Raw genomic sequence first — 17483 nt, forward strand, 5'->3', positions numbered from 1 at the left:
AGGAGTGAAAAGACTTGGGTTGACTTGATGGTTATAAGCAGTAGAGGACTATTTGCTTAATTCTAATCCAAATGTTTCTGTAGGAGAATCTTTAGTTGATTTTGATATAAATCTATGGCTTAAATTCTTGATGCTGAAATAAGTAGATGTAAGAAATGACCATTATTATTGCTAGGAAAGAGGCAGTGGCAAGGCCAAGAGAAGGATCCACGTTAATAATCCCCTTCTTATAATATTCGAAGCTAGTTAACGGGGTTAAGAAATAAAGTATCATCCCCATGGGCAATCCCGAGGTTATGCCAAGGCTTACATAATTTTCAATCAATTCTACTGCAGCAATAGGGATCAAAAGAATAAACACTATACTGATCATAAATGCATTCAACTGAGAAGGCGATAGAGAGGATAAAATGGAAATCGACGCATATACCAAAAGAGAAATTAAAATTGGGATAACGAGAAACGTGTTTTTTGTGATCAATAATATGGATACCTCTGTTACTATGAATGGTAAAAGGCCCAGTGCAAATACTATAAGTTTTGAAATTGCTATTCGTTTCCAACTTCCAAGGAAGGAAAGTTCGAAAACGGTCATAAGTTTATTACGAGTAAAGTGTGATCCGACAATTAAAATAATAAATGGAATCAGCAACATCTGAGTCAGCAATGAAAATTCCACAAGGCTCTTCAGATATTCAATAGTGTATAATTGTGTAAGAATGATCATAGACAATATAGGAACATATATTGGCAGAGGGAATACCCCTTTTAGATACCACTTAACGGTCATTGTCAAATTGGCCATATATTCTGCGCACTCCGGATTTTCTGAAACCTATTATTACGCCACTCTCTAACAGCTTCGCAAGTTTTTTTATGTCCGATTTAACAAGACAAATATCACCATACCTGAACAAGCATTCCATTTTAATCTGTGCGCTTCTGGTCATGTACACTTCAAAAATGTCTGATGAAAATAGGTCACTTATTGTTCCGTTCCAGACTGCTCGTCCATTGTTAAGAATCACTATGTAGTCGGCTAGAGTTTCGGCTTCTTCAGGGACATGAGTTGAAAAAATCAAATCTCTATTCATACGGTACATGTCGTTCATTACATTTCCTGTCCTAGAAATGTCAATGTGAGTGAACGCTTCATCAGCTATTATTCTTGAAGTATTCCGTGAGAAGGCACTTAATAGAGTCATGAGTTGCTCTTGACCTGACGAGAGCTTAAATAGCCTTTCGTCATAAAATTCTTCAAGATCTAATTGTTTAAGCATGGGCTCAAAATCAGGCCCCAAATCAGGGGAACGGCGAGCAAAGTTAATAAATTCTTTTACTTTCATCCTGTAGGATAGTTTAGGCTTTTCAAAGAGAAATGTTGAACTTTTAAGTGCTTCGGCTCTGTTTTTATACGGTTCGATTCCGTTGATCTCCAGAGAACCTGTTGAGGGAGTCAAGATACCTGCTATTATAGAAAGAACTGTTGTTTTGCCACTTCCATTTTGTCCTAAAAAACATAATCGGTTTGTTTCTACCTCAAGATTTAAAGTATCCAAGGCTTTTTTTTGCTCGCCAAACTTCTTTGTCAAGTTTTTGGCCTTTAATAAGAACATTGAATTCAGTTCGCCTTCCTATAGACGTATACAGCCAGAATTGCAGAAGAAAGCAATAATATTATGTTCAAAGGGAACGCAAAGCCAAAACCATAATATATCCACCCAAACCAGTCTTGGGCGGGAACACCGTTTCCTGTACCAAGGTTCATAATCGTTAGGCCAGCTACATGTATAGCGCTCATGTTGAAAGTGAAGCTTGGAAATATATATGTGAGTAAGTTTATCGTGTTATTTGATGCTTGGGTTAGAAACGCGGACATTGCGAGTTGAGAACCGAAGTGTACGTAACTAACCTCTATGTTTGTAAAATTAGGTTCGTTAAAATAATAATCTGGAAATCCAAGGTAGCCACTTGGGTTCATGTTTTCAGCGGAATGTGATATAGTAAAATTTAATATGCGATCACTGACCGTGTTTCCGTTCGGAAACAGCATATTAATAAGACTGTATTCGCTTCTTGTAAAGTTTCCAGAATAGTTGGAAATCTCTACAACAGATGAACCATAAAATGGTGGAGCAGGAAGCAATTTAGCATTAAATCCCGTGCCTGTTGGTGAAGGATACACTTTATAGAGTTTCGAGTCAACGTGGTAATATTCAGTTTTCATTTTCGTTATATTTACTGTTACCCCTAAATCGTACATTGTATAGTTCTTTTTCACAACCGTACCAAAAATACCGTAGTACTCCAGTGAGATCCCCGAAGAAAAACTATCCTTGTATTCTTTATGTATGTATGTACCAAAAGTATATGTTGATGCAGGGATGAAATTAACAGCGACTCCTATGATCACAAGTGCGAGTATAACTACTGTCAACTTTTTCATTCATATCCACCAAATGAGAAAAATAATATATATTATTATATCTATGCGTCAAAAGTTACGTCAAAATCAATTGGTATGCCACCAACACCTGATTGATAGTAGCCGGTGCCGTAAATGTACACGTAATTCACGTACTGTCCATTACCCACATATTCCATTTGATTTACCAAAGTACCTGTCAAATGTTGGCCAACGGCACTGTTTAAACTGTAGTCGACACTACTAGAAAGATCCGTTGAGCTTTCATGACTAGATGTACCCGTGATAGATCCACCGTCAGGCCAAACTCCACCGCTATTTGTAACTAATTTTGTATTCGTGTTCAGCTGAAAATCTCCATTGTTATAGGTAGCAAAATACTGCCAGTTATTGTTAACCCATGCCATGTGGATTCCGAATATGTCTGTGGCATAAACCTGGCTGTACGCATGGTTGCCATAAGAGTCTGCGTGGGTCACACCTGAAATCACCAATATAAGCAAAAGCCCAAACAATACTGAAAGTGTTGTTACGAGCAAATGCCACTTCTTTTTACTCTTTTGTGTTTTCATTATGTTGCTCACCAAATGGTTCATGTCATATATATATATAATTTTCGTTTAAACTACGCCAATTATAAACCGCTGTTTCAACTTTTGTTGCAGTTTGAGAAATAACCTAACATCAACTCGTTGCTGTATGGACTATCCAGAATGTAATCCTTATCGACGAGAATGACTATCATTTTCCTTTCCATGTCTTATCTCTCGAAGACGATATTTCAGTATCTATGATTGTTCACATTCTGGAAGCGTATGAGTGTTTCTCCGTTTTGTGAAATTACATTAACCGTCACAATATTGCTGCGCCCCCCTCCTTGTGGAATAGTATACTCATATTGCTGTTTGTCCCATCCATAGTCACTTTATGGTTCTGTGAAAAGACACTGGTCCTCTCTTACAGAATCGACTGGTAACAAATTTCGCTGATAGGAATATACATTATGGATTTACATAAATTTCTCTTGATAAAAGATACTTCTATGAAAATTAACGTATTTATTAATCTAGGGTTGGAGTGGCTAACGCGGTTTTACGATCCGTATTTCCACGTTCTCCCTGGACTTCCTTGAAAGCTGACTCATTATGTCTCCAACAATTCCAGCAGGTACCTCCAGAAGGCCCATCCATGAGCCATCTTTACCCCATTCTTCCTTGATCAGATAACCCGTTCTCAGAATATCGCCATAAACCTTTCCATAGGCATCTCCCGTTAGTTTCACTGCAAGTTTCGTCTTATCCATTCTAATGGGCAGTATTGGCTTTATTGCCTTTAATATGGTCTGAAGTTGATCCCCTGCGCTCTTGAAAGGGTCGACATGAACTTTTGCCTCTTCCATAGCCTGTGCAATCCTTACCGCAGGGTGTGGTGTATTTGTCTGCGGGTTTATGGATTCACGTACGATTAGTTCTATAATCTGTTTCTTTCGGCGTTCAAGCAGTTCTCTTCTCTGGTCTGTAGTGAGTTCAATTTGTCCCTTTCTGACAATCTCGGTTGCAATTTCCTTGATGTCTGCGGTTTTAAAGACTTCTTTTATCGCTTCTTCTCCTGCCTTTTCTCCTTTACGAGCGTCTTTGTAAACTTCGTCTATTGCGAGGTCCTGGTCCGCGTCTATCTTTCCTTCCTTGATGCGATCTGTAGCATCCGGATCGACGAATATCTCGAACTTATGACCGTGTGATTCCAGTCTAGCAATTATCGCATCTTCCAACCTGACCATACGATCCGTTATTTTTCTATAAGAGAAAAAATTTGCGTATATATTAATTCTGAAAAAAATAGGTGGAATCAAGTTTAGGAAAATTAAAAAGCGAAGATGAATGAGAACAAAGCGTCATGTTCCAGACTCAGGAATTAGAGTTTGATTTGCAAAGTTTATGGAATGTGTAATTTATTCATCTATTCTTAATGATTCGTTTACAAAAAGTAATAGCGTGGCCATCACTGAAGAATCAAGCGGCATTTCGATGAGTTAAAAAATTTAAAAATATAGGGCATATACTTGTTGCAATAGATCTATAAGTCTTATATTGTCATTCACTATTAACAATATTGTAAAACTGGACGGATAATAATGAAAGAACTTACACTTTACAGAATCCGGGAAATGGCGCTAGAATCGAAAAGGGCAGTTTATACAACACCTCAGTTGTCTAATCTGATTGGCAAAGAATACACTACCGCGTCCGTTTATATGACAAGGCTCTGGAAAAGTGGTCTTGCTAAACATTTGGTAAGAGGAAAAATTTCTTTCATAGATAACGACTTTGTGAATGCATCTCAGCTAATTGAACCATCTTACATATCCTTATCCTCTGCCTTATTGTTTTACAATGCATCGCAGCAGGTTCCACGTAGGGTTCAGTCCGTAACTCCTGTCAATTCTATGACGTTCGAAGACCTTGGTTTAGAATATCATAAGATTCCTCCAGGACTTATGTTCGGTTACGAACGTCACTTAGTAGGGGGAAGTTACTGCTTTGTCGCAACTGTGGAAAAAGCTCTCCTTGATGGGTATTATCTCAACTATTTCTCAGCAGGGGATCTTGATTCGTATGTAGGGAGTAAAAGAATGAAAGAATTCAGACCTTATTTGGACAAATTTAAGGGCAAAGGAAAATTAAAGCTGCTCGAGGTGGTCAGATGATTGATTCAAAGAAGATAATGGAAATTTCCCAACTATCACACTTGAGGCCATGGCAGCAGGAAAAGCATTATCTGCAGAGTTTAATCCTCACAACCATTTCGGACTATCCTCTCGTGTTTAAAGGGGGAACATATCTATGGTTTTTTCACGGGCTTAACAGATTTTCTGAGGATTTAGATTTCACCGCAAAAGGCCTATTCAAAAGAGAATTGCCTGAATTTGTTTCAAGATCCTTGAGACTATACGGTTATGAAAACAAGTTAAAGATCATAAATGAGAATAATTTCAATGTATCAGCAAGATTCATGATCGATGGTCCCCTGCACACGAATGAAAAGGATAGATGCATAGTGTACGTTGAGATCAGCATGAGGGAAAAGGTCATTCTTCCAGGTATACCATTGAGTATAAATCTTCCCCAATATGATATTCCTGTTCGAACAATCACCGGAATGAACCTTGATGAAGTAGGAGCAGAAAAAGTCAGGGCAATTCTTACACGAAACAAGGACAGAGACGTATACGATTTATTTTATCTCATTCGTCTAAAGAACATTCTGTTCGATCAGGAATTAATCAACAGAAAGCTCGACTATTACAATAAAAAATTTGACCCTGCTGAATTTCTCAATAGATTAGGCCAAGCTCAAAAAACGTATAAAAAGGAATTAAGGCAAACAGTTCTGGGCGAGCTACCTGATTTTGATGTAGTCCGAGCCTATATAGAGAACTGGGTGAAAGGGGGATAAGGAAATATTTTTGAGAATTGCATTTGATTAAAGCAGAAACAACTTTACTTGAATTTCTTACATAAACGTAATTTGTTACCACACTTCTTCCGTATGAACTGCTGCATAGGAATGTTGATGTAAGCAATATATCTAAAAAAAATTGGTATTGTCGAGAAGCTCTCGAATCTTTATGCTTCCTTGAAGACCTTATCAACTTCTTCCTTTGAATAGATGTGGAATTTCTTCCCTTTAACTATCGTCGCGACCTCGGGACTCCTTATCTCTGATCCTTCTTCACTTACAGATTTAAGTGCCCTTATGCCCAGCAAAACAGCTTCGCTTTCTGACATCCCTTCCTTGTATTCTTTCTCAAGGAATGCTGTAACCTGATCCTTAAGCGCGCCTATGATCACTGCCCTGTACTCATTGATAGTTCCCGCGGGATCGCAGTCAAAAAGTTTTGGTGCAATACTGTCTATACCGGCGAAAATCATGGATACACCATACGGTCTTACGCCTCCGTACTGTGTGTATTGCTGCATCTGATCGGCAACTCTCTTGACAAGGTTCTCAAGGTTCACGAGAGACCCATATGTGATCTTCTCCTGCTGTGCCGCAACCCTTGCAAAATCAACAAGAACTCTCGCATCAGCAACAAGGCCAGATGTAACGGTTGCAACATTATCATCTATGAGCTGGATCTTTTCCATCGAATTCTGCTCAACCAGTTTACTCTTGAATTTCTTATCAGATATCAGTGCCACGCCATCTCCAAATTTTATTCCTAAGGCAGTCGAACCTTTCTTAACAGCTTCCCTTGCATACTCTACCTGAAATAACCTGCCATCAGGGGAAAATACAGTTATAGCTCTATCATACGCCATTTGGGCTTGTTGCATTTAATTCACCTTTCTATTCAGTAGGATAATCGAATAATAAATGTTTTCTACAAATTTTCCTGACGTTATAAAACCTTTTTGTAGTTACCTTTTCATGAATCCAGGTGCAAATTTTGTTGTGAGATGCGGAAAAAATTCCGCTCATATTACCGATGATACCATTGAGTTTCCATTCTGCTTCACAACCTCGAATACGTTATCTGCAGCCGTGTAAAGATCGGTGTGATGTGTAACTATGATCATCTGTGGAACAGGAGTATCCTCGCTGCTAAACGTGTACTGTATTATATCCTTCAAGTTGCTCCTTCGATCCTGATCCAGGTAAGTGGTTGGTTCATCCATGATCATTGTTTTTATGTTTTCCATAACGTATTTTGCAAGTGCTAGTCTCAGGGCAATCGAGAGTGCTGTTTTTTCTCCGCCACTCAGCATATCTACGCTTTCTGTCTGGCCATTCTGGGATATCTCTATGTTCATGTCCTCGCTGACTTTAACGTCATCAAAATTAAGATTGAAAGAATCTGCGTAATCCATTACTTTTAAGGTTAGAAATTCCGCAGAATCCTTCCTTATTGCTTTCTGTATGCCGTCACGATCAAAGCACTGCCTGAGTTTTTCCATCTCTGTAATTGCATCGGCCAATCTCTCAAGTTTTTCCTGTTTAATTTTCAGATCAGATATTTTCACATCAAGTTCTTCGATCTGTTTTTCATAAACCTCTTTTCTTGTCTCTAATTTTGAAATATTTCCTAAGGCATCCTCATGGTTTTTTTGTGAATCTACTAACATCTTGTCCGTGTTCTTGAACTCGGTTTGGATACTGGGGTAAGATGCGACCGACTTATAAAGTTCCTCGATCTCCTTGTTCAGATCTGATAATGACGCACTATCTGCTTCTACCCGAGCTCTCACGGATGTAACGTCTGTCTTTATGCCCTGGATCTTTTTATCAAGTCCCTCCATTTTTTGAATTGTTTCTAACGTAAAACGACCCGGGATAAAACCCAGCTCCAGCTCTATTGTCATGAGATCCTTTTCAATCTCCTCAATGTTTGATACTAAGGCACCAGTTTCTTCCTGGATTTTTCCTATATCCATATGAGATAGGCTAATCTTCAGGGATTCATATTTCTGGTAGCTCATTTCCAAATTTTTGAGCTCTTCTTTCTTCAGATCCTTCTGTTTCTGCTTTTCTGTATAACTCAAATATTCGAATTCAAGTTTCTTGGTATCGTCATTTAATTTCTCGTATTTTTCTCTGTGAGACTTCAGGTTCTCTGTATCTCTGTAAAAATCGTTAATCTTCCTGCTGTTGAGGAAATCGTTAATTTTGTTAAGTTCTTTCAGTTCATTATTAATTTTTTTTACCAGATTATTGTTATCCCCGATCTCGCCATCTATTTTAGAGATTTCATTATTATAGCCTTCCAGGATCACAGCCCTATGTTCGTCGGTTATTGGTTGCTGGCATAGGGGGCATGTAGTGATGCCTGATATTGTCCCGATTTTCTCTTTAATTATTTTTACCTGATCTTCAAGGCCTCTTATTTCGGAATCTAGGACCGATTTTTGTTTCTGGTTCTCCTGGAAAAGCTCTCTCTTCTGATTTACTATATCCTCAAGCTTTTCACGGCTATCTATCTCTACACCCAGTACTGCCTGAATCTCAACTTTCTCGCTAGAAATCCGTTTTTCTATCTTATCTATCTCTTCTTTCTCACTCGATGCGAGTTCCAGTTTCCTCCTGTAATTTTCATACGCATCTTTCAGTTCGTCCAATTCCGCTTCAATGGAATCCATCTCTTTTTTGAGAATCAGGTATCTTTCATGCGGTTTTTCGAGTTGTTGAAGTTCGGACTTCATTTCATTGTATGAGTTAATCTGCTCTTCATTTTTCTTCAGGCGTTCCCTTTTGTCGCTGATCTTATCCTTCTTGCTTAAGTATTCATTTACTCTATCTTTCTTCTGCAGAAGGGCGCGATCGATGTTCTTCTCGAGGCTATCAGCTCTGGAAGAGAATTCCTCTGTTTTCTGTAAATCTTCCTTGATTCTTTTCTCGAGCTCTAATCTTTTGTTCTTTTTCTGCTCCAGGGTGTCTGAATCCGCTTTAATTTTATTCAGCTTGCCGAGAAGTCCGTCCCTTTTCTCTTTTGTAATATCGAGCTGCGCCTTAATATCTGACGCCTTTTGTGTCGCGGTGGCCAGTTCGGCTAAAGTGTCCTGTACGGACTGATCGATATCGTTCCTTTGATCCTTGGTTAATTTCAACTCATCCGGTATTCCAAGGAGCAAACTCCTTTTCAAGTCAAGGTCCTTCTTTAGCGTTTTAAGTTCGTCTGCATATTCTGTGAGTACGTCAAGACCAACAATTTTTCCGAATATCTTTTCGCGCTCAGATTTCGCACTTGACACCAGAGCGTCTATTTCTCCCTGTTCAACAAATACTGAATTAAGGAATACTTCTTTATTTATTCCCACGTAATTAGGATCTTCTATGGCTTTGTCTACACCGGAAACATGCCGTGCGATCTCTATTCCGTCCCGAACAAGAACGGCGTCCCTATCCTTAACATTGCCGTTTTTTCCTATGCTCATCTGCCTTGTTATGAGATAATTGTGATTTCCTATAGTAAAATCCAGAGAGACAGAACAGTCTGTTTTTCCCCTCTTTACAAGATCCTCTATTTTAGATCCCCGACGTTCGCCAAGGAAAGCGAATTTCATTCCGTCTATTATGCTGCTCTTCCCGGCTCCATTCTTTCCTATGATTATGTTTACGCCTTTCTCCAGAGATATTTCGGTGTCGTTGTGGGACAGGAAATTATGCAGCTTCAGCCTATTGATTATCATCGTCCTCCACTCCAAGGGTTCTCTTGAGCCATTTTATTCCATCTTCCTTGGTATTTGCATCCCTTCCGCCCATGTTTGCATAGAAATCCACTGCAAGTTTCGCAGTTTCAGGACTGTCTGAAAAATAGGAGTTGATGTAATCGCTTATCTTTTCCATGCCAGGTTTTATCTCAACTGTACGCTCTATGCTGTGAAATTCTGGATTCCTGAAAATTATGTTATCGTAGGTTGCGAGTTTCTCCTTGACTGATTCCCTGCTTCCCTCTCCTGTTATCCTCACCGAGACTACAGGTTTCTTTGTTTCAAAGTTCATCGAATATTTGTTGATCATGGTATCAATGTCACTGGCATAATTGGAGAAATCAGAATCTATCCTGTACTGGAATCTCACGCTCTTCAGGATCCTTCTCTCAACCTTTACGTTTCCATCGTCCATCGTCACTATATTTATGGATTTCCCGTTCTTGAGGAAGCCAGAGATCTCGTTTGTGGATTTCATCTCTGTCGATCCAGCATATGAAAAAACGGGGTAGGTGCTGTCCCTTAATGCCCAGTCGTGAACGTGGCCAAAGGCGAGGTAGCTGAAGTGCTGCGGCAGTTCCTCGTACCTGGCCTCACAGGCCTCATCATAAAGAAAGCCCTCTATAGCCTGGTGTGACATCAGAATTGAGTTCTTATAACCTAAAGCCAGTTTGTCGGCCTGCTGATAAGCCTCGAGTAGTTCAGGTTTTCTCATACCCTTGAGGTTAGATATGCCGGCAATCAGGACTTGTTCATCGTTGATCTCTACAACGTGGTGCTCCAGGCTATCCATTCCCAGAAGCTTGATTCCAGCGAAGTCAAATATGCGCGCAGCTGGATAATCCTTTCTCTTCGGGCGGTCGTGGTCACCGAGGATCAGGAAAAAAGGGATCTTGCGTTCCATGATCGGAAGTATACTGTCTTTGAACTCAGTAAGCGCCCTGTTGCTAGGGCTCCAGGTATCAAAAAGATCCCCCGTATGAATGATGAAATCAACATTTTCACGAAGAGCTATATCCATTGCTTCACGGAAAGCATCGTAGAAGTCCTGTTCCCTCTCATCGATCATGTACTGCCTGCTTCCAAGGTGCGTATCAGAAACATGCATGAACTTGAGCATCCTAATCACCAAGTATTCTTGAGACGCGCTTGAGGTCTTCCTGTGCAGATTTCTTCTTTTCACGCTCTTCCAGGGCTTCTTTAAGGAGTGGAACGAGGTTCACATCGCCTCCACCTTCCATGCTCTCCCTCTGCCTTATCCTCACGTTCACAGGCATCTTAACAAACTGTCCAACTAATATCGCTTCACCTATATTCAGTGATGGCAGATCCTGCAGAATCGATTCGCTTATGCTCTCACCGCTCTCTATTATTGCATTTTGATCCAGAGGGTTTGTTACTCTTAGTATTATTTCGGAATTGCACTGGCTGAGGATATCCTGATCAATCTTTCCGGGTCTCTGCGTTATTATCACAAGAAACAGACCGAATTTCCTGCCCTCCGATGCGATTTTTCTAATGATCTGTGCTATCTCCGTCTGAGACTTTGGAGGTATGAAATTATGTGCCTCCTCTATGAAGACGAATATAGGGTATTTGTACTGGCCTGACATTTTCGCTTCCATCATGGCTGTAAGTACCCTGAGGGAGAAGTAGTTCGCCAGGAACTGGTCGAGGCCAGAGAGATCGAGAACGGACATAAGTCCGGGTGAAAGATAATCGGTCATGTCGGTCGTTCTTTCTGAAAATATGGATTTTACCTTGGACAGAAATCTCAGTCTTCCAGCCAGCTTCTTATAATCCTCTGGATCAAGGTTTTCCACCGTGTTCATGAACTCCTGGAAATCCTTCCTACCATGCATTTTTGAAAGTGCGTTCTCAACTGCTTTTCTCAGTGAGACCCATGATTCCTTTATGCCCATGATCTGGGACAGATCATCTGCGTCAAGATCCGAGAATTTCAGGGTGAACTGATCCACAACACCGTTCTGGATCGTGTCGTACCTCCCGGTGCTAAGAGGAGTTCTGAATACCTTTATATCGTTCTGGTAGTGTTTCCCAGAGCGGTCCCTCCTCATTAGGACATAATCTGCATGTGGATCTAGAACGACTATAGATGCACCCTTCTTGAGAAGTTCCTCCATGATCACGCCTGCTGTGTGGCTCTTTCCTGCCCCGGTCTGTGCAATTATTGCGACGTGCCTTCTCATACCGTTTATATTCACCGATACTCTGACATCCGGCCTGTCAGCAAGATAGCCGATATCCAGGGCTTCTTCATCCGATGTTCGGAATACCCTCTCAAGCAGATCGGAGGGAGCACGGTAGACAGGCGTTCCGGGCTTTACGAGTTCCCTAGAGAGTTCTATATTGTCTCCATCCACTAGTCCTAAAGTTTTCGCAATACACACGCTTGTTGAGTACTCAAGGTGTGTGGAAACATACTTCGAAACACTTTCGTAGTCAAGTCCTTCATTCAGCAGGTCGCTCTTCGACTGTATCCCCTCGATCCTTCCCAGGATCTTGCGGTCCTTAAGGTCGATGTATACGTATTCCCATTTTCTCACGTTCAAGTCCTCTGGAATCACGAACCTGAAGGAGTCCGAAGTGTTAATGCCAACGACGTAGCCCAGCTTATATTCTGATTCTTGCACGTCTCTCCCCCCTGGTTTCATAGAGGCTTATGCCTATCTCCTTTTCAAATGCACGCATAAAAACATTCTCCGTTTCTTCGCTCCTGAATTTTACTAGATCATCGACCCTTGAGAGCCAGATATTGTGTACCTTAAGCCCGCCATATCCCCAGAATAGCAGGCTGCGTATATCCTCCCTTAGATCTTCATTTCCGTCGTTTTTTGATGCAACGATCTCCACCTTAAATGGTAAATCCCTTGTATCCGGCAGTATGTGTGTCGTAATTATAGGGATCTCCATCTGTCGATCGCCAGTGGCAAGCTTCATAGTGTGGGATACTGGAAATGAATATCCGGGATAAGTGGCCATGGACTTTATTATGAAATGGTCAGTGCTGCGGCTCTTCCTCTCAAGATCGATTTTTTTACCTTCCGCCTGCACCTGGGACAGAAGGAAATTCCTGAATATGGAACTGTCAGAACTCTTTGCTATAAATATCAGGGGTATATTTTTTCTAACAGCAAGATCGACCATCGTTAAGAGCGACGTGAAATATTCATTCCTAAACTCCTTAAAATCATCAGCATCTATGGCAATCTCTTCCGAAAATATTCTTCCGCTTAATGAACCATCCACCAAAATATAATCCGGACTCTCGTTTTCAAGCATTTTCAGTATGCTCAGGTGTTCGGAGTGCTCCATGCTCATTATGGTGTATCTCTGCACATCCTCACGGGCGACAACCTGCAACTTTGTCAGAAAACTTTCGTAGTTTTTGTTCTGGATGCTTGTAAGGGAGCGGAAAAGCATCAGTTTTTTTCCATTGTATAACTCTCTTATGATTTCAGAGCTATCCGTTGCTGAGATCATGCCATGTGGTTCGGAATAATTTGGCATAGGGAAGAAATACTTGTCGAAGATCTCGGAATACAGTGATCTTCTCCAGGAATCTTTTGGTATCATCAGGTCGCCTTTGATCTGCTCCCTGTTCTTTCGTAAAAATTCAACATAATCGTAGAATCCTGTACTCATTTCTGCAATGATTATGAACACCACGGTTATAAAGTGTTCTCTGCATACTCAGCACAAGGCGAGCTCAAGGAAGTGCGCTAATAGGGATTATAGTGAATGTTACTGCAAACATTAGAAGCGCTATAACACCAAGGGCAATGTCTCTGGACTTTATGTTTGAGTAATCGTCAAGCGCCGGAGGATGTGTGAGTCCCATCAGTACTACCAGAATCGCGATGATCCACCACCCCGTATAATAAAACCCCGCAATAAATAGAAAACCAACAAATATGTAATCTACGTAATTCGCCTTCTTTCCCAACAAGCCTCTTATAACGTGGCCACCATCAAGCTGGCCTGCAGGTATGAGGTTCATGGCGGTAGCAAACATTCCTACCCACACCGCAAGTACCATTGGAAACACAGGCCTTGTCGATATGTAATGAAGATGGAAAAGGGAATAGATCAACGGGTAATTTATCACAAATGGATATGGAGACGGAATTCCTGGAATTGGAGCGTAGATATGGGAGAAGTAGTTAGCAACGAACAGCAGTGGAAGAGCTGTGACAAAGCCAAATATGGGGCCTGCTATTCCTATCTCAGTCATCACCTTTCTGTTAGGCATTGGATCTCTCAGCGAAATGAAAGCGCCAAAGGTTCCGATTTCATATGGTATGGGTATAAAAAAAGGGAGAGAAGCTCTCACCTTATGGAGTCTCGCTACGATAAAATGTCCGGTTTCATGTATGCCAAGAATCGCCATAATGGGGAGGGAGAAAAATACGAAACCGTAGAATATCCTTGACTGTAAACCTCTGAAAAATGGTTCGGCCCACAGAGTGCCGACATAAATGGTAGATGCAAGTGTTGCTATAAGCAATATGATGTTTATAATCACGCCACGAAAGTGAGTTTCAGGCCTTCTTGTAACTTCTAGGAAGTGCTCCTGACTCTCGTTCAGGAAAGGTACGTAATTCTTTGGAACAAGCTCCTTCCTTATCTCGTCAAAAGCTTCGGTAAGATCAAGATTGTCGCTATTGAAATAATAAAACTTTATTGAAATCGGGTCAACTACCACATCATATGTAACAAGTTTTGATTTCACAAAATCTACAACATACTCAAGATCATCGCTTTGCACCTTAATTTGACTTGTTCCTGCTTCCATCAGACACCTTTAATGATTTAATTTTCCCCAGTTTAACGAGAGCTAATCACGTTTCATAGTTCTACTGACCCCTGGGGAATTTTTCGCCCACCGCTGATCGAGTGATCACTGCCTGGATTTCGGCCAGCTGCTGAACTCGAGGCCCATGGTTGGGCGAATTTTATTCCCATGTCGTCATATGTGATCATGAATCACACATACTATTTTATGGGACAAATACCAGAGCGTAATCGCATAATAATAATTTACCCCAGTCAATCAAGTATATCTATTAACGATAACGAAGAAAAATTATAATGATAATAACTATGTCGTCTGGTTGAAAAGGGGCTTGTGGTCTAGCGGTTATGACATCGCTCTCACACAGCGAAGGTCGCCGGTTCAAATCCGGCCAAGCCCATTCTATATACGGTTTAGTTTTTTACAATATTACCTAAAATACTAGACCTGCAATCAACTAAATGGTACATGTATCAAGGAGTATTTTCAGGTTTGCTTATATACTCACGGTTTACATTTTGAAATATAATAATGGTCGAATACAAGGACACAGAACATTAAACATCACCAGTATCTTTTGTTTCATCGTGTGTCCTTTAATAGCCTATTAGGTTATTGAATACTAACTTCTAAAATTAGGGAACTTACCCCTGTGATGCAGTTCAAATTGTTTCTTTGGAGGTTCAGTTTTTTGGTTGGTGTTATATTTAGGTTTATTCTCATAAATTAACTGCTTCTCTATTTTGAATGCAACGTCCTTTGGCACCTCTGTTATGTAAACTGACTTTCCTGTCCCTTCCATACATGCATCTAAAACTGTCCAGTCATGGTAATAACGGGCTCTTATACCTCCTGCCCACAATTTTCCATCCTTCTCTCTTTGTTTTTGAGTGGTGGCACCGATGTAAAGCGGTACATTATTTGAATCCGCAACCACATATACGCAAGGGAATTCATATTTCCCTTCATCATTTTCTATTATTTCCTTCCAACTGGAAAACCTCAACCACTTCAATTCTATCCGAGCTGCCACTGACTGTTCAATATTCTTGAGACATATAAATCCTTCCTCTTAAAATAGGACCAAAATCTAATAGCCATTAACATAAGCGTTCTCGGATATATTCCTATCATTAAAAATAAGCAGACACATCGGTTGCGTCAATAACCAATGAATAAATAGGTTCATAAGATTCATTTGCATGGAAGCTTCAGAGAAAGTAGTAGAAAGTTATTTCAGATATGTGAAAGGATACTTCACAATTCCCAATCTAAGATGTAGGGGTCAAAAAGAAGTTGACCTAATAGGAATGAAGGAAAGTGATGGAAAAATTCAAAGAATTCATGTAGAAGTGAGCGTAACAACATCCGGTGAATTCAATAAAATAAACGCTAAGCCTTATTCTGAAGCTAAGAAAAAAACTAGAGGTGGATCTGCATCGGAGAGAGTTAAGATAGGTTACTTCACCGATAGCAAATTTAACGATTCAAATGTGTTGTCGACGCTAAAAGGTTATGGATTTTCAAAAGATAATTACGAAAAGATAATTGTATCATGGGACTGGGAACCGGCAGTAGAACCCATTTCTAAAAAAAAGGAGATCAAGCTCCTAAGATTTAAGGATATACTGAAAGAGATGATGGATGTATTTGGAAAGAAGGAATCCTATTTCTCAGATGATACGGTCAGATTGCTGCAACTTCTAAAAAAAAGCAGGGTTTAATTGAAAGACCTTTGTGAAATTTAGCTTCTTCTTATATGATATGAGCAGGATTAATATTACTTCAAAAGAAGGTCACTCAATCTTCCTAACCACAATCTCCCCTTTAATTTCATAAAATCCTATATGTTCCGATTCTGAAACATTCAACTTCTCTGCTATCTCTTTTGGTAAAGTGATCCTCAATGATGAGCCCCTGGAAGATGTCTTCGATACTGCGATTAGTTTATCTGACATTGGGAGGGTAATAAATTAAACTTTTCATTAAAATTTTTCCAGTAAAAAGTAGTTTCTACACTTACCTATTTAGAGATGGATGAAGAGGTTCCATTTTCTTAGGTTCCTCTATTTCCAAGATTGTCTTAAGGAAAGACCAATTTAGTTCAAAAATAGGCGCGGCAGACCATGAACATAGAAATTATCATGAAGGTTGACGCTTTATTGACAAAATTTATGTTCAGATACCGGACATGTTCATGGAAGGTTACCTTAATCTTACACAGAATTATGGAAACTACGATCATTCTTGAATGAATTTATCCAGTTATCGTAAATGTTCTTATTTATTTGCTTAGGGGAGTCAACTGATCGGCAAACATAGTATTCGGATTCTTTGTGTTTTCCGATGTAAAACTGTTTTTTGTTCATATTGTATTGCTCGACTTCTTCTCTACGGAATAAGAAGATCTTGGTGTCTATCGATATTCTTGAATTTTCTCCTTTTTCTCCTTTGGGGATGAAAGGGAAGTACACAGTAAGAACAAGGAAATCTAGGTGTTGATCGATTTTGACAGGTTTGCTAAACCAGCCATGAAATTCTACTTTGTATTTCTTTTGATCTGATGGGGATGTATCATAAGACCTTGAACTTTTTATCTGAAAGGTTACACTTTTTCTGGTTTCTATATTGAGTAATGCTACATCAAAGTACTTCTGTTGCCTGCTGGTCGGAATAACCACAGAATACTTATCTTTGTCGAAGCTCTTTGAGAGAGTATCAGCAAATTCAAACTCAGAATACTCTAAAGTAAAAAATGGCTTCAAGAGAATGTTCTCCCGTATTCTAACATATCAACAGTCATAATGTTTAGCAATTTAACTCTTCTCATACCCTTATCTTACGTTGACCTGAGTAAGAAAGTAGGCTTATCTTTCCATATAACTGGCTTTCATTGGCAAAATGACATTGGTGCCCTAATGGACCATTTTACTCTTTTATTTATTACAAACACATACTGATAGGACATTAACCATAATTATGTGTAGGACTAACGATACCTCTATTTTCTTCCAATATCAAGAATATCGTTGAG

At 39.9% G+C, this 17483-nt stretch carries 17 protein-coding genes and 1 tRNA gene; 4 read left to right on the plus strand and 14 right to left on the minus strand.

Going from position 1 to position 17483, the window contains the following annotated elements:
• Positions 1–112: 112 nt before the first annotated feature.
• The 5 genes from LVQ96_06585 to LVQ96_06605 form a co-directional block, all read right to left on the minus strand.
• Positions 113–805, minus strand: coding sequence for a hypothetical protein (locus LVQ96_06585; GenBank protein ID MCW6170822.1), 693 nt, complete (start codon positions 803–805; stop codon positions 113–115).
• Entirely contained in the window at positions 780–1616 is an 837-nt protein-coding gene (locus tag LVQ96_06590; protein ID MCW6170823.1) for an ABC transporter ATP-binding protein, read from the minus strand. Before LVQ96_06590 ends, LVQ96_06585 begins: the two co-directional genes overlap by 26 nt.
• 5 nt (positions 1617–1621) lie before the next feature.
• Entirely contained in the window at positions 1622–2446 is an 825-nt protein-coding gene (locus LVQ96_06595; protein ID MCW6170824.1) for a hypothetical protein, read from the minus strand.
• A gap of 41 nt (positions 2447–2487) precedes the next feature.
• Positions 2488–3009: a hypothetical protein gene (locus LVQ96_06600; protein MCW6170825.1), complete on the minus strand. Its 522-nt coding sequence runs from the start codon at positions 3007–3009 to the stop codon at positions 2488–2490.
• 497 nt (positions 3010–3506) lie between these two features.
• Complete coding sequence (locus LVQ96_06605; GenBank protein ID MCW6170826.1) at positions 3507–4205, minus strand: ribosome assembly factor SBDS; 699 nt, start codon at positions 4203–4205, stop codon at positions 3507–3509.
• Between the two features lie 354 nt (positions 4206–4559).
• On the opposite strand from LVQ96_06605, the gene LVQ96_06610 reads away from it, so the two are divergent.
• Complete coding sequence (locus LVQ96_06610) at positions 4560–5132, plus strand: hypothetical protein (GenBank protein ID MCW6170827.1); 573 nt, start codon at positions 4560–4562, stop codon at positions 5130–5132.
• The gene (locus LVQ96_06615; protein MCW6170828.1) at positions 5129–5881 is read left to right on the plus strand and encodes a nucleotidyl transferase AbiEii/AbiGii toxin family protein; all 753 of its coding nucleotides are present in this window, start codon (positions 5129–5131) and stop codon (positions 5879–5881) included. The genes LVQ96_06610 and LVQ96_06615 overlap by 4 nt, the downstream gene beginning before the upstream one ends.
• A 170-nt stretch (positions 5882–6051) precedes the next feature.
• Here LVQ96_06615 and psmA read toward each other — a convergent pair whose 3' ends face one another.
• The 6 genes from psmA to LVQ96_06645 form a co-directional block, all read right to left on the minus strand.
• Positions 6052–6762 (minus strand): archaeal proteasome endopeptidase complex subunit alpha, encoded by a 711-nt coding sequence (gene psmA / locus LVQ96_06620; protein MCW6170829.1) that lies wholly within the window; start codon positions 6760–6762, stop codon positions 6052–6054.
• Positions 6763–6903: 141 nt separating this feature from the next.
• Positions 6904–9612: an AAA family ATPase gene (locus tag LVQ96_06625; GenBank protein MCW6170830.1), complete on the minus strand. Its 2709-nt coding sequence runs from the start codon at positions 9610–9612 to the stop codon at positions 6904–6906.
• The gene (locus tag LVQ96_06630) at positions 9599–10816 is read right to left on the minus strand and encodes an exonuclease SbcCD subunit D (protein ID MCW6170831.1); all 1218 of its coding nucleotides are present in this window, start codon (positions 10814–10816) and stop codon (positions 9599–9601) included. The genes LVQ96_06625 and LVQ96_06630 overlap by 14 nt, the downstream gene beginning before the upstream one ends.
• A complete protein-coding gene (locus LVQ96_06635; GenBank protein ID MCW6170832.1) occupies positions 10755–12287 on the minus strand; it encodes an ATP-binding protein in 1533 nt (510 codons plus the stop codon). Before LVQ96_06635 ends, LVQ96_06630 begins: the two co-directional genes overlap by 62 nt.
• Entirely contained in the window at positions 12268–13299 is a 1032-nt protein-coding gene (locus LVQ96_06640; GenBank protein ID MCW6170833.1) for a DNA double-strand break repair nuclease NurA, read from the minus strand. Before LVQ96_06640 ends, LVQ96_06635 begins: the two co-directional genes overlap by 20 nt.
• A 64-nt stretch (positions 13300–13363) precedes the next feature.
• Positions 13364–14449, minus strand: coding sequence for a site-2 protease family protein (locus LVQ96_06645; protein ID MCW6170834.1), 1086 nt, complete (start codon positions 14447–14449; stop codon positions 13364–13366).
• A gap of 327 nt (positions 14450–14776) precedes the next feature.
• Here LVQ96_06645 and LVQ96_06650 point away from each other — a divergent pair.
• Positions 14777–14849, plus strand: a tRNA-Val gene (locus LVQ96_06650).
• Positions 14850–15071: 222 nt separating this feature from the next.
• On the opposite strand, the gene LVQ96_06655 is transcribed toward LVQ96_06650, so the two are convergent.
• Complete coding sequence (locus LVQ96_06655) at positions 15072–15482, minus strand: hypothetical protein (GenBank protein MCW6170835.1); 411 nt, start codon at positions 15480–15482, stop codon at positions 15072–15074.
• A 169-nt stretch (positions 15483–15651) separates the two neighbouring features.
• On the opposite strand from LVQ96_06655, the gene LVQ96_06660 reads away from it, so the two are divergent.
• A complete protein-coding gene (locus LVQ96_06660; GenBank protein MCW6170836.1) occupies positions 15652–16173 on the plus strand; it encodes a hypothetical protein in 522 nt (173 codons plus the stop codon).
• 72 nt (positions 16174–16245) lie between these two features.
• On the opposite strand, the gene LVQ96_06665 is transcribed toward LVQ96_06660, so the two are convergent.
• Positions 16246–16407, minus strand: coding sequence for an AbrB/MazE/SpoVT family DNA-binding domain-containing protein (locus LVQ96_06665; protein MCW6170837.1), 162 nt, complete (start codon positions 16405–16407; stop codon positions 16246–16248).
• 258 nt (positions 16408–16665) lie between these two features.
• Positions 16666–17214 carry a hypothetical protein gene (locus tag LVQ96_06670; protein MCW6170838.1) on the minus strand — a complete coding sequence of 183 codons (549 nt, stop codon included), beginning with the start codon at positions 17212–17214 and terminating at the stop codon, positions 16666–16668.
• Positions 17215–17483: the final 269 nt, after the last annotated feature.

It is taken from the genome of Thermoplasmatales archaeon, from assembly GCA_026127925.1.
Lineage (GTDB): Archaea > Thermoplasmatota > Thermoplasmata > Thermoplasmatales > Thermoplasmataceae > JAKAYB01.